The organism is Amycolatopsis sp. EV170708-02-1 (assembly GCF_022479115.1).
GTDB lineage: Bacteria > Actinomycetota > Actinomycetes > Mycobacteriales > Pseudonocardiaceae > Amycolatopsis.
This window is the reverse complement of record NZ_CP092497.1, coordinates 916,306-929,621: the sequence shown is the minus strand read 5'-3', so window position 1 is coordinate 929,621 and position 13,316 is coordinate 916,306. Positions and strand designations below refer to the sequence as shown.

General features: G+C 70.1%; 12 protein-coding genes. 4 read left to right on the top strand and 8 right to left on the bottom strand.

The genetic code is table 11. The annotated features are described in order from the left end of the window. Positions 1-321: 321 nt before the first annotated feature. The 3 genes from MJQ72_RS04040 to MJQ72_RS04030 form a co-directional block, all read right to left on the bottom strand. Entirely contained in the window at positions 322-1,353 is a 1,032-nt protein-coding gene (locus MJQ72_RS04040) for a sigma-70 family RNA polymerase sigma factor (protein WP_016332919.1), read from the bottom strand. A gap of 246 nt (positions 1,354-1,599) precedes the next feature. Then, positions 1,600-2,025, bottom strand: coding sequence for a D-aminoacyl-tRNA deacylase (gene dtd / locus MJQ72_RS04035; protein ID WP_240597767.1), 426 nt, complete (start codon positions 2,023-2,025; stop codon positions 1,600-1,602). Beyond that, positions 2,025-3,521 carry a methyltransferase gene (locus MJQ72_RS04030; protein WP_240597760.1) on the bottom strand — a complete coding sequence of 499 codons (1,497 nt, stop codon included), beginning with the start codon at positions 3,519-3,521 and terminating at the stop codon, positions 2,025-2,027. Before MJQ72_RS04030 ends, dtd begins: the two co-directional genes overlap by 1 nt. A 27-nt stretch (positions 3,522-3,548) precedes the next feature. Between MJQ72_RS04030 and MJQ72_RS04025 the strand changes: the two genes are divergently transcribed. Both MJQ72_RS04025 and MJQ72_RS04020 read left to right on the top strand, forming a co-directional pair. After that, positions 3,549-4,814, top strand: a complete 1,266-nt coding sequence (locus MJQ72_RS04025; RefSeq protein ID WP_240597759.1) for an amidohydrolase — start codon at positions 3,549-3,551, stop codon at positions 4,812-4,814. Between the two features lie 17 nt (positions 4,815-4,831). Beyond that, complete coding sequence (locus MJQ72_RS04020) at positions 4,832-5,185, top strand: DUF3099 domain-containing protein (RefSeq protein WP_038515872.1); 354 nt, start codon at positions 4,832-4,834, stop codon at positions 5,183-5,185. Between the two features lie 382 nt (positions 5,186-5,567). On the opposite strand, the gene MJQ72_RS04015 is transcribed toward MJQ72_RS04020, so the two are convergent. The 4 genes from MJQ72_RS04015 to MJQ72_RS04000 are packed head-to-tail and all read right to left on the bottom strand — an operon-like array spanning position 5,568 to position 8,811. Continuing rightward, entirely contained in the window at positions 5,568-6,440 is an 873-nt protein-coding gene (locus MJQ72_RS04015) for a carbohydrate kinase family protein (RefSeq protein ID WP_240597757.1), read from the bottom strand. Beyond that, on the bottom strand, positions 6,437-7,351 hold the full coding sequence (locus MJQ72_RS04010; RefSeq protein ID WP_240597756.1) for a pseudouridine-5'-phosphate glycosidase: 915 nt from the start codon (positions 7,349-7,351) through the stop codon (positions 6,437-6,439). Before MJQ72_RS04010 ends, MJQ72_RS04015 begins: the two co-directional genes overlap by 4 nt. A gap of 9 nt (positions 7,352-7,360) precedes the next feature. After that, a complete protein-coding gene (locus tag MJQ72_RS04005) occupies positions 7,361-8,005 on the bottom strand; it encodes a hypothetical protein (protein WP_240597754.1) in 645 nt (214 codons plus the stop codon). Further along, a complete protein-coding gene (locus MJQ72_RS04000; RefSeq protein WP_240597753.1) occupies positions 8,005-8,811 on the bottom strand; it encodes a sporulation protein in 807 nt (268 codons plus the stop codon). Before MJQ72_RS04000 ends, MJQ72_RS04005 begins: the two co-directional genes overlap by 1 nt. Positions 8,812-8,869: 58 nt before the next feature. Here MJQ72_RS04000 and MJQ72_RS03995 point away from each other — a divergent pair, with 58 nt between their 5' ends. After that, positions 8,870-9,112: a DUF3039 domain-containing protein gene (locus MJQ72_RS03995; protein ID WP_007033595.1), complete on the top strand. Its 243-nt coding sequence runs from the start codon at positions 8,870-8,872 to the stop codon at positions 9,110-9,112. A 120-nt stretch (positions 9,113-9,232) separates the two neighbouring features. Then, entirely contained in the window at positions 9,233-10,069 is an 837-nt protein-coding gene (locus tag MJQ72_RS03990; RefSeq protein WP_037343687.1) for a hypothetical protein, read from the top strand. 59 nt (positions 10,070-10,128) lie between these two features. Here the strand turns inward: MJQ72_RS03990 and MJQ72_RS03985 are convergent, their stop codons facing one another. After that, positions 10,129-13,254 carry an efflux RND transporter permease subunit gene (locus MJQ72_RS03985; protein ID WP_240597752.1) on the bottom strand — a complete coding sequence of 1,042 codons (3,126 nt, stop codon included), beginning with the start codon at positions 13,252-13,254 and terminating at the stop codon, positions 10,129-10,131. Positions 13,255-13,316: the final 62 nt, after the last annotated feature.

Below are 13,316 nucleotides of genomic sequence, written 5' to 3'. Positions count from 1 at the left end.
GCCACGGCTGACGTAACCGAGGCCACTTCCGGTGGGCGCCGTCACCGGCCTCGTGAGTGGCAAGGACGGTTAGAACCGTCCTTGCCACTCACGAGGCTCGGGACCGAATGCAATTCCCGCGCTGCAATTTGTCGCCGCGCCGCACAAATAGTTCGGGAGGCCGGGCCCACCCCGACGGACCCGACCTCCCGGGGAAAGCGATCCGGGCGCGAACACCCGACCGCGAAGACTTTTTACCTGCTCGACGGTCTCGTGACGCAGGTCATAAGTCAACGCTGCCGAACGGGTGTTGCTTTTTCCGCGCCGAATGGCTCTGTGGCGCTACGAAGCGTAGGCGCGCAGGCGGTCCGCCCGCTCACCTTGACGCAGCTTCGACATGACCTCTCGCTCGATCTGACGAACGCGCTCACGGGAGAGCCCGAAGTGCTTGCCGATCTGGTCGAGCGTGCGCGGCTGGCCGTCGTCGAGGCCGTAGCGCAGGCGGATCACCTGGGACTCGCGGTCGTCCAGCGTCGCGAGCACGCGGCGCAGGTCGTCCTGGAGCAGACCGGAGATCACGGCGCTCTCGGCGTCGGTCGCCTCGGAGTCCTCGATGAAGTCACCGAGCGGGGCGTCCTCCTCGGTGCCGACCGGCATGTCGAGGCTCACCGGGTCACGCGAGTGGTCGAGCAGGTCCGAGATCTTGTGCGCCGGAATGCCCGATTCGGCGGCAAGCTCCTCGTGGGTGGCGTCCCGGCCGAGCTGCTGGTGCAGGTCGCGCTTGATGCGGGCCAGCTTGTTCACCTGTTCCACCAGGTGGACCGGCAGCCGGATGGTGCGGCCCTGGTCGGCCATCCCCCTGGTGATGGCCTGGCGGATCCACCAGGTGGCGTACGTCGAGAACTTGAATCCCTTGGAGTAGTCGAACTTCTCCACCGCGCGGATCAGACCCAGGTTCCCCTCCTGGATCAGGTCGAGCAGTGGCATCCCCCGGCCGGTGTACCGCTTCGCGAGCGAGACCACGAGGCGGAGGTTCGCCTCCAGCAGGTGGTTCTTCGCGCTGTGTCCGTCACGCACGAGGGCGGACATCTCCGAACGCCGCTTCGGCGTGAGGCCCTCGGCCGTGTCCAGCATGTGCTGGGCGAACACGCCGGCTTCGATGCGCTTGGCCAGCTCGACCTCGTCGGCGGCGGACAGCAGCGCCGTCTTGCCGATTCCGTTGAGGTACACGCGAACGAGGTCCGCGGCCGGGCTCTGGGCGTCGAGGTCGGCGTCGGTGAGCGCCCCCGTGCTCACCGGCTCCTGGGTGGATTGCGCCGGGATACGGCGCTCGCGAATCCCGCGCGCTTCGCGTTCGAGAGTCTGGACTGACATTCTGCCTCCCCGGTCACGGGCTGAACGTGCTGCGATGTGTCCGCCGGATCCGCCTCGGCGTAGCAGGCCCTGTGGAAACCGGCTACTCCTCGTCGGCCCAGCTTGGCTGGACACTTGGCTCAACGCCGGGAGGTCCGAAAACGTTCCCGGCCGCTATAGAGGAGACGGGCGGCTGACCTGGGGCGTTGCTCGACCAACCCTGAGCTTTTCCTGAGAATGCCCGTGCCGGGGACGAAGAAACGTGGTCTAGACCTCTATGAGGAGGGTGAACGGACCGTCGTTCACGCTCCGGACCGCCATCATGGCCCCGAACCGGCCGGTTTCGACCCGGGCGCCGCGTTCGCGCAACGCGTCGACGACGGCCGTCACGAGCGGTTCGGCGACCTCGGGCCGGGCGGCCGCGGTCCAGGAGGGACGGCGGCCTTTGCGGGTGTCGCCGTAAAGGGTGAATTGGCTTACGACGAGAAGCGGAGCGCCGGTGGTGGCGCACGACTCCTCGTCGCGAAGTATGCGAGCTTCGTGCAGTTTGCGGGCCATCGCCGGAACCTTCGACGCATCGTCGTCGACGTGGATTCCCAGCAGCACCAGCAAACCCGGCTCGCCGATGGCGCCGGTCACCTCGTCGCCGACGGTCACGCTCGCTTCCGTGACCCTCGCCACCACCGCCCGCATCAGACGGCGGGCAGCAGCATGCCGTGCCGGACCAGTTCCCGGACGACCGGTAACGCGGCTTCGGCCAGTTCCTCCGGTTCCAGGCCCTGGGCGGCCGCCAGGAGCACGATCAGGTCCTCCAAGGGCAACGCGCCCTGGCAACCGGCGAGCAGCCGTGTCGCGAGCTCGTCCACTTCGTGCGACCAACCGGGACCGTCGGTGCGGTGCAGCCGCTGGACGGTCGTGGCCCAGCCCTCCTCGCCCGGCTCGGCGACGCTCTCCAGGAGAACGGTCTCCGGGACCCGGAACCGGACATCGAGGAGCGAATCCCCGTTGGTGCGAAGCCATTCCACCCGATCGAGCCAGTTCGCGGCCTCGGCGCCCAGCGGGTCGTCGTAGGCCTGGCGCAGGTCCTCGCACACGATCGTCGGGGTCGCGCCGTCCGCCCGGCGCAGGGTGACGAAGCCGAAACCGATGCCCTGGACGTCGTTCTCGGCGAACCAATCGAGCCACGCGCCCGATTTCGCGCGGCCTTCGGGGGAGCGCGGGTCGATGCCCGCGTCGCGCAGCCACGTGCCGACATAGAGGCCCGGATCGGCGATGTCCCGCTGGACGAACCACGCGTCGGTCTCGGCGGGCAGCCAGCGGGTCACCCGATCGCCCCAATCCTCGCCCTTCACGTGCAGCCAGGACGCCAGGAGCTGGCCGGTGCCGCCGTCGTTGAGGAACCCGGGCAGCTGCCGCACCACGAGCGCGCTGGCGTCGTCACCGGCGAGACCGGAGTCGCGGTAGGTGTAGTCGACCCGCGGCGGGCCCACCACGAACGGCGGATTGCAGACGATCTGGTCGAACCGACGCCGCGCGACCGGCGCGAACCATTCGCCCCGGACGAGTTCGACGTCCAGCTCGTTGAGCCGGAACGTGGCCGCGGCGAGCGCCAGCGCGCGGGCCGAGACGTCGGTCGCGGTGACCTTCTTCGCGTGCCGGGTGGCGTGCAGCGCCTGGACGCCGTTGCCCGTGCCGACGTCGAGCAGGCTGCCGACCTCGCGGCGGCTGGTCGCGCGGATCAGGCTGAGGGAGGCGTGCCCGACACCGAGCACGTGGTCCTCGGGCACGGTCCCGCCCAGGATGTCGGCGTCGAGGTCGGCGACGACCCACCACGAGCCTTCGTCGTCGCCGTGCGGGCGGACGTCGAGACCGGCGCGGTAGCCGTCGGCCGCGGGGACGAGCAGGGTGGCGGCGACCGCGTCATCGAGGGACAGCGGCGCGAACGCGGCCTCGACGTCCTTCTCCGGTTCGGTCGAACCCAGCAGGAACAGCCGGATCAGCGTGCCGAGTTCGCCCGCGTCGCGGGTCGCGCGGTAGGCGAGTTCGGGTTCGCCGCGCCCGAGGGCGCCGTGCGCGGAGCCGAGGGCGCCGACCACGCCGTCGGCGTCGTAACCCGTCCGGCGGAAGGCGTCACGGAGCCTCGCGCAGACGTCGTCGGACAGTTCGGGGAGGGCCGCTCGTGTGCTCACGGTGGGTAATACTGCCAGGATGACGTCGTGAGCCTTGAGAGTGTCCTGGCACCGCTGAAGGCGGCGCTGCCCGGATTGGAAGACCTGTACACCGACCTCCACCGGCATCCGGAGCTGTCGTTCGCCGAAACCCGCACCGCCGCCGAACTGGCGCGGCGCCTGGAGGCCGACGGTTACGAGGTGCACACCGGCATCGGGCGCACCGGCGTCCTGGGCGTGCTGCGCAACGGCCCCGGCCCGAAGGTGATGCTGCGCGCCGACATCGACGCGCTGCCGGTCGAGGAGAAGACCGGCCTGCCGTACGCGAGCACCGCGCGCGGGGTCGACGCCGACGGCCGCGACGTCCCGGTGATGCACGCCTGCGGTCACGACATGCACGCCACCTGGCTCTCCGGCGCCGCGTCGCTGCTCGCGGCCGGACGCGAGCACTGGTCCGGCACGCTCATGGTCGTCTTCCAGCCGGGGGAGGAGGCCGGGGACGGTGCCGCCGGCATGGTCCGCGACGGCGTCTTCGCCCCCGCCGGCAAGCCCGACGTCGTGCTCGGCCAGCATGTCGTGCCCGGTCCCGCGGGCTGGGTGCTGACCAGGCCGGGCGTGATCATGGCGGCGACCGACGCGCTCCGCATCACCCTGCACGGCCGGGGCGGGCACGGTTCGCGCCCCGAGACCACGGTGGATCCCGCCGTGCTCGCCGCGTCCGTGGTGCTCAAGCTGCAGACCATCGTTTCGCGGGAGATCTCGGCGACCGAATCGGCGGTGGTGACCGTGGGGTCACTGCACGTCGGCACCGCGCACAACATCATCGCCGACCACGCCGTCCTCGAAGTCAACATCCGGTCGTTCGACCAGGCCGTGCGGGAGAAGGTCGTCGCGGCGGTCGAGCGGATCGTCCAGGGCGAGGCGGCCACCGCGGGCGCGCCGAAACCGCCGGAGATCGAGCGGATCGGCGCGTTCCCGGTCACCGAGAACGACGACGCGGCCACCGAGGGGCTCACCGCCGCCTTCCGCGACCACTTCGGCGAGGGCCGGGTGATGCCCGCGCCGCTGGTCACCGGCAGCGAGGACTTCAGCGAATTCGGCCGCGCCGCCGGGGTTCCGTCGGTGTTCTGGCTGGTCGGCGGCCTGGACGAGGGCAAGGTGATCGCCGCGATGACCGCCGGGCGCTTCGAACAGGACATCCCGTCGAACCATTCGCCGCTCTTCGCGCCGGTCCCGCATCCGACGCTTTCGGCCGGCGTCGAGACACTCGTGGTCGCGGCTTTGCACCGGCTCACCCACCCGGGTGTCGGATGAGCCCGGCGAGTGGGAGCATGGAAGCCGGAGGTGGTGCTGTGAACGCGCCCGCCCACGGTCCCGAACCGAGGGAACCCGCTCCGGTGCTGATCACCGAAGCCGCCCCGTCCTACGAAGACCAGCTGGCCAAGCGGAAGCGGAAGTACATCATCATGATGTCGTTCCGCATCCCGTGCCTCATCCTCGCCGGGATCTTCTACCAGACCTGGTGGCTCGCGCTGGCGCTGATCGCGATCTCGATCCCGCTGCCGTGGATCGCCGTCCTGGTGGCCAACGACCGGCCGCCGCGCAAGAGCGAGAAGGTCAACCGGTACCAGTCCGAACCGACCCGCATCGAGAGCTCCGGTCACCGCGTCATCGACGGCGGCTGACCCGTTTCGCGCCTCGTGAGTGGTGAGGACGGTTAGAACCGTCCTCACCACTCACGAGGGTGGGACCTAGTGGCTTCCGGCCGCCCTTGATCCCGGGCCAGGTCTATGAAGGCGTGGGGGTCTGGAGCCGGTGTCGCGAAAGCCACTTTCGGGACATCAGACGTCTCGAAAGTGGCTTTCGGGACATGATCACCAGGACGGTCCCGGGCCCGGCCACGGCCGACGTTGCGAAAGCCACTTTCGCAACCTTCAACGTTGCGAAAGTGGCTTTCGCAACCCTCGGCCAAGCCCAGCACCCAGCAGAACCCCGGTACCGAATGGGTCAGGCCTCGTGAGTGGTGAGGACGGTTAGAACCGTCCTCACCACTCACGAGGGGTGGGACTACGGCTGCGGGCCGACCTTCGAAACCGCGCGGGCACCCAGCCGCGTCCCCGCCCGAAGCACCTCCACGGTGGACTCGCCGCGCAGCCACGCCGCCAGCACACCGGCGTCGAAGGCGTCCCCGGCGCCGGTCGAGTCGACGCACTCCGCCGGCTGCGCGGGCACCGACGTGATGGTGCCGCTCGCGTCCACCCAGCTGGCGCCGTCGAGACCGGCGGTGACCACGACCTCGCCGACGTAGTCCAGCAGTTCCTTCGCCGCCTCGGGATCACTCGACCCGGTCAGCGCGACGAGCTCGCTGGTGTTCGGCATCAGCAGGTCCACGCCGCGCACGTCGTCGAGGAAGGCCGCGGGATCGGTGATCAGCGTCGCCGCCTGCGGGTCGACCGACGTCGTCAGCCCGGCCTTCTTCGCCGCCGCCAGGGACGCGAGCGCTGCGGGCCGTGACGACGGGTACAGCAGGACGTACCCCGAGAGGTGCAGGTGACTCGCCCCGGCCAGCGCCGCCTCGGTGATGTCGGAAGGGCTGAACTTCGCGTTCGCCGCGCGGTCGGCCAGCATGCTCCGCTCACCCGCGCCGTCGACGAGCACGACGACGCAGAACGTCGGTTCCTCGGGGTCCACCGCGAACTCGCAGCGGACGCCCGCCGCTTCCAGTTCGCTTTTCACCATGCGGCCGCCGGAGTCGTCCCCGATCCGGGCGACCAGCGTGGTCTCCGTGTCCTCGGCCCGCAGCCACAGCGCGGTGTTCGCGCCCGCGCCGCCGCTGGTGAAATGGACCTTCGCGCGGATGTCGCCGCCGTGCGGGATGGGGCCTTCGTGCCGCGCGACGACGTCCAGACCGACGTCGCCGACGACGACAATGCCGCTCATGCGGCGGTCCCGAGCGCGACGGCGACCGAAGTGGCCAGTTCGGCGTTGGACAGCACCAGGGCTTCGTTCGCGTCGAGGCTCACACCTTCGCTGGCGGTGTGGAAGTGCTCCAGCAGCACCGGCGTGACGTCCTTCCCGTGCACACCACGGGTCTTGAGGAGTTCCAGCCCTTCGGCGAGCAGCCGGTCGTGCAGCTCCCGGTCCATTTCGGACGCTTCCGGGATCGGATTCGCCAGCAGCACACCGGAAGACGCGTGCGCCCGGTGCGCGGCGATGACCGCGGCGGCCTGCGCGGCGTCGTCGACCCGCCATGGCACCTCGAAACCGGACGAGCGGAGGTAGAACGCCGGGAACTCGCCGGTGCGGTACCCCAGCACCGGCACCGAGTTGGTCTCCAGCACTTCGAGGGTCGCGGCGATGTCGAGCACCGACTTCACGCCCGAGCAGACGACCGTGGTGGGCACCTTCGCGAGCACGCCCAGATCCGCCGACACGTCCCAGCTCTGTGCCGCACCCTGGTGCACACCGCCGAGCCCGCCGGTGGCGAACATCCCGATCCCGGCCGCGGCGGCCAGTGCCGCGGTGCTCGCGACCGTGGTCGCGCCGGAGCGGCCGAGGCCGACGGCCGGGCCGATGTCACGCAGGGAGAGCTTGTCCAGGTCCGCGCCGGGCGCGCACACGCGTTCCAGCTGCTCGCCGGTGAGGCCGATCAGGGGGACGCCGTCGAGGACGGCGATGGTCGCGGGGACGGCGCCGCCGTCGCGCACGACCTTCTCCAGCCGCCGGGCGACGTCGAGGTTGCGGCCGGGCGGGAGACCGTGGGAGAGGATGGTGCTCTCCAGCGCGACGACGGGGTCACCGCCGGCGAGGGCGGAGGCGACCTCTTCGTGAAGGGACAGTTGCGGAGTCACGAACGAACATCATCGGTGATGTGGGTCCGCGTCACGCCATCGGGTCAGTTCGTTCGAGAGGTTCTCGCGCGCCTTGCCCTCCCAGCGTGCCCGCGCGATGTCGCTGCGGTACAACCGCGGCCTGGCCAGCAGGTTCTTCAGCACCGCCGTGCGTCCGGCCCGCCAGTCCTCGTCGGAGTAGATCGAGTACTCCTCCCGGACACCTTTCGCGTACTGCTCGTAGTCCTCCGGCGCGGCGCCGAGGATCGCGAGGTCGGCGTCCAGCAGCGCCGTGGCGAGGAGGTCTTCGTCGGGGGCGGCGTGGTGGATCGTGCTGAGGACCAGCTCCCCGGCACGGTCGACGTCGGCCGCGGGGACCCCGGCGTTGGTGAGTTCGTCGCGGGTCCAGGCGGCGCTGGCCCGTTCGTCCTCGCCGGGGCGGGCGTCGTAGACGACGTCGTGCGTCCACGCCGCGATGGCGACGAGCGCGCGCTCGCGGGCGCCCAGGCCGAAGGCGACGGCGAGGGCCCCGCTGTCCCGGGCGACGGCCGTGACGTGCCGGAGGTCGTGGTAGCGGCGGTGTGGTTCGGCGTAACGGGTCTGCAGGTCGTCCCACGCGACGGCGGCGATCCGGTGATCGCCACCGAGCCGGGTGATCGCGGTCGGCCAGTCCATCAGTCGAAGATCCCGCGTGCCTTGGCCACCTCGTGCAGCCAGCCTTCGAGCTGCGGCTCCCACTTGACCCGCTCCACCGCGGCGTGGTCGACCTTGAACAGGCCGAGGAACTCCTGGCCGCGGCCGCCGAACCCGCCGCTCTTGGACACCCGGACCCGTTTGGTCACCTCCAGCACGACCTGCGTCTCCGACGGCGAGGACAGGAAGGTCACCGCCACCGAGGTGAAGACGGGCGCGAACCGCGGCGAAGGGGTGAAGCGGATCTCCTGGAAGAACGGGAGCTGCTGGACCGCGCCGTCCACCCGGCCGCGTTCCAGCACGGCTTCGCGGAAGACGAAGCCGATCCGGCTGAAGGCGTCCAAGATCCGTTTCTGCGCGGGCAGCGGCTCGATCGCGGCGCCGTCGACGTCGACCGGGTCGGTGACGGAGTTGGCGATGTCGAGGCTGGTCTGCAGGCCGACGGCCATCCCGGTCAGCGGTTTGCCGAAGACGCTGGAGATCGGCGTCTCCCAGGGCAAGGCCACCTCGAACGGGATCCGGACCTGCTGGCCGGGCCCGATCCGCTCGTTGCCCGCCAGCTGCTGGGTGCCGAACTCGAGGTCCTCGACGCCGGGGCGGCGTTCGTCGGGGACGGTGACCCTGGCGAGCAGCTTCACCGAGAGACCGTTGATCTCTTGATCGACTTCGCCGCCGAGCAGCAGGACCTCGCCGCGCAACGGGCGGCCGGGGGAGACCGTGCGGTCGAGCAGCCGGGCGTCGATCTTCGCCCCGCCCGAGCCGAACGTCGCGAGCACCTTCTGGAACATGGGCGAGATCCTGCCAGGTCGCCGGTGTGCGCAGGAGGATTTGGGGCATTATGGAGGGGTGAGTACTCAGACCCTTCCGAAGCCGGATACCCGTCCCGAGGGCACCGACGGCACCGACGACGATTCGCCGAAGATGTTCCACTACGTGCGCAAGAACAAGATCGCCGAAAGCGCGGTCATGGGCACGCACGTGGTGGCGCTGTGCGGTGAGGTCTTCCCGGTGACGAAGTCGGCGAAGCCCGGTTCGCCGGTCTGCCCGGACTGCAAGAAGATCTACGACGGTCTCAAGCCGGGCGACTGAGTGTCCGTCCGGTGTCCGAAACCGGACAAAATCTGAAAATCCTTCACATGGTGGCTGCCCGGCCCGGTTTTCGCTGGTAATCAGTACCCGCCAGCGAAACCCAGCCGGGACGGAGCCTTCATGCGTAGAACCGGGATCGTGCTCGCCATCGCCGCGTTGGTCGCGGTGTTCTCACCCGCCGCCGCCCAAGCCGTCACCGGCTGGACCACGGTCGGTTCGGACAACGCCCGCCCGCTCGACGAGGGCCAGGGCCTGGCCACCATCGAACGGCCGTCCGGGACGATCTACCGCTACACCGGGATCGCGACCGTCCCGATGAGCCTCTCGACCCAGGGCTGGAACCACGTCGGCGACCCGGGCTCCGCGCAAGGCTGGTACGTCGAGCCGTACCAGCGCGACGACCGGGGAGCGAAGCTCTTCCGCGTCGAGTCGCCCGACGGGAAGTGGGCGAACTACACGCACACGCTGGAATCGTGGGAGGCGAACAACAACTCGTTCGCCGCCGTGACCCCCGACGCGCGCTGGATGGTGGCGGGCGAGTGGGGCACGATGGACCGGCTCCTCGTGCACCCGATGCCCGGCGTCGCGCACACGAATCCCTCGGCGAACCTGCCGTACTCGTCCGCGATCCGGCTCGACAAGCCGGTGCGGGACATCCAGGGCTGCGACTTCGTCACCGCGACCCGGCTGCTGTGCTCGTCCGACGATCCCGAAGGGTCGCTGTTCGGGACCACGAAGCCGCTGCTGCAGGTCGACCTCTCCGGCGCGCTGTCCGGTTCGGACGTGACCGGGCGGGTGACGTCGCTCGGGCAGCTGCCCCTGAAGAGCACCTGCAGCGGGAACTTCGAGACCGAGGGCATCGACGTCGCCGCCGACGGGACCCTGCGGGTCGTCGTGCTGTCACCTTCGTGGTGCGTGGCCTTCGACAGCAAGACCTGGCGGTTCCGTAAGGCGTGACTCCCGCAGGCTCGTGAGTGGTAAGGACGGTTCTAACCGTCCTTACCACTCACGAGACCCTATGCGGTCGGTTCCGGCGTCAGCGTTTCCGTCGTGGGTGCCTCCGAAGGGGACCGGCGGGCCGCCTTCTTGGCGCGGCGCTTCTCTTTCCGCGTCTCGACCATCGTGTACAGCGTCGGCACCAGGATCAGCGTCAGCAGGGTCGAGCTGACGAGCCCGCCGATCACCACGATCGCCAGCGGCTGCCCGATGAACCCGCCCTGCCCGGTCAGCCCGAGCGCCATCGGGACCAGCGCGAAGATGGTCGCCGCCGCGGTCATCAGGATCGGCCGCAGCCGTCGCCGCCCGCCTTCGACGACGGCGTCCGCGACGCTCATCCCCGAAGCCCGGTACTGGTTGATCAGGTCGATCAGCACGATCGCGTTGGTCACCACGATGCCGACGAGCATCAGCATCCCGATCAGCGCGGGCAGGCCCAGCGCGGTCCCGGTGGCCAGCAGCAGCCCGATCGCGCCGGTCGCCGCGAACGGGATCGACACCAGCAGGATCAGCGGCTGGATCAGGCTGCGGAACGTCGCCACCATGATCAGGTACACGATCGCGACCGCGGCCAGCAGCGCGAGGAACAGGTTCCCGAACGCCTCCTGCTGGTCCTCGCTGACCCCGCCGAGCTTGTACGCCGCGCCGCCGCTGAAGGTCAGTCCGTCCAATTTGGACTGGATGGCCTTCGTGGTGGCGGCCAGGTCCGCTCCGGTGTTCTTGGCGGTGACCGTGGTGCTCAGCTCGCCCGAGGTGCGGTGCACCGCGGCCGGTCCGTCCACTGTGGACACGGTGGCGACGGAATCCAGCCGCACCACGCCGGTCGCGCTCGGGATCGGCAGCGCCTTGACCGCGTCGACCGACACCGGGGCCGTGCCCGCGCGCAGCACGATGTCCGTGCGCCTGCCGTCGACCGGCAGCTGCGTCACCGTGCGGCCGGCGATGGCCTGGTTCGCGATCTGGCCGATCGTGGTCGCCGAAAGCCCGCTCGCGGCCGCCTTGGCGGCGTCGACCTCGACCTGCACGCGCGGCGAGCCCTGCGCGAGGTCACTGGTCACCTCGGTGAGGTCCGGGACGCCGGACAGGGCCTGGCGGACCTGCTCGGCGGCGGGCTTCAGCGCCGCTTCGTCCGGTGCGGTGACGGTGATCGAGATCTGGTCGGAGTTGAACCCGCCCGCCTCCGCGCCGATCTTGACCTCGCCGAGTTCCGGCTTGTCCAGCTTGCCCCGCAGGCGATCCGACAGCGCGTCGAGGTCGGTGTCCTTGGCGACGGTGACCTGGATGCTGGTCGCCGTCCCGCCGCCGCCGAAGAAGTTGCCCCCGCCGATGCTGACCTGGTAGGTCTCGACGGCCGGTTCGGCGGCGAGCGCCTGCTCCACCGCGCCCGCGGCCTTCTCCTTGGCCTCGGGACTGGTGCCGGGCGGCAGCTTCTGCGAAAGGCTCAGCGTCGTCGAGCCGGACTGGTCGAGGAAGTTCGTGTTCAGCCGCGAGGCCAGCCCGACCGTGCCGCCGAAGATGATCAGCGCCAGCAGCACGACGGTGACGCGGCGCCGGGTCGCGAACCGGATCACCGGCACGTACCCGCGCTGCAGCAGCCCCCGGCGTTCCTTGTCCTCGGCGGCCTGGCGCGTGAGCTCGGCCTCGCGTTCGTCCGCCGGGGCCTTGGGCGGCTTGAGGAACCAGTACGCCAGCACCGGCACGATCGTCAGCGAGACCAGCAGCGACGCCAGCAGCGCCACGGTGACCGTGATCGCGAACGGTGAGAACAGCTCGCCGACGAACCCGCCCACGAAGGCGATCGGCAGGAACACCGCGACCGTGGTGAGGGTGGACGACGTCACGGCACCCGCGACCTCGCGCACGCCGTCGAGCACCGCGCGCTCCTTCTCCTCGCCGTAGGCCAGATGTCGTTTGATGTTCTCCAGCACCACGATCGAGTCGTCGACCACCCGCCCGATGGCGATGGTGAGCGCGCCGAGGGTGAGCAGGTTCAGCGAGAGATCGCCGGTCCACAACGCCAAAAGCGCCACGACCACCGAAAGCGGGATCGACACCGCCGTCACCAGCGTCGAGCGCACCGACAGCAGGAACAGCAGGATCACCACGACCGCGAACGCCAGCCCCAGCAGGCCTTCGGTGGTCAGGCCGCTGATCGCGTCCTTGACCGGGGTGCCCTGGTCGAACACGACGCTCATCTCGGCGCCGATCTTCTTCGACAGCTCGGGCAGCTTGTCCCGCACCGCTTCCGAGATCGCGACCGCGTTCCCGTTCTCCACCATGGTGATTGAGAGCCCGAGGCTCGGCTTGCCGTTGGTGCGCGTGATCGACGTCGGCGGCGCGAAGCCGGCCTGGACATCCGCGACATCACCGAGCTTCACCGGTTTAGCCTGCGCCCCGGGACGAGAAGCGGGCGTCAGGTAAAGGTTCTTGATCGTGTCCACTGTGGTCGGTCCGCCGCCGACCTGGACGGTGAGCGTCTTGCCGCCTTCGGTCAGCGTTCCGGCCGGGACGGCGGCACCGGCGGTCTGCAACGTGGTGGCGATGGACGACGGGTCGACCCCCGCGGCCGCAAGCTTCGCGTAGTCCAGCGCGATGGTGACCCGCGGCTGCCGCGCACCGGTCACCTCGACCTCGCGGACGCCGTCGATCTTGCGCAGTTCCGGCGCGACCTCCCCGGTCAGCGCGGGCGCGAGCGCCTGCGGGTCACCGGTGGTCCCGGCGGCGAGCAGCACGACCGGGAGATCGTCGGTGGACCCCGCCGAAACCGTCGGCTCGCTGTTCTGCGGCAGGCGGGCCTTGAGCCCGTCGACGACGCGCTGGATCTGCCCGACGGCCGCGTCGATGTCCGTGCCGAATTCGAACTGCGCGGTGATCCGCGACAGCCCCTCCGACGACGTCGAGCTCAGTTCTTCGAGCCCCTTCAAACCCTGCAGCCCGCCTTCGAGCGGCTCGGTGACCTGACGGTCGACCGCGTCCGGCGACGCGCCCGCGTACGGCGTGATGACCTGCGCCTGCGGGAACTGCAGTGACGGGAACAGCTGCTGCTTCAGCTGCGGCAGGGCGAAGGCGCCGAAGCCGATCACCACCAGGGCGAGCAGCCCGATGAGACTTCGGTTGCGCAGGCTCAGTCTGGCCAGCGTGGACATGACGGGATCCCCAGGAAGACAGCTCGGGAACGTGCGGATTACCGCGAGCTTTTCACGGGAGG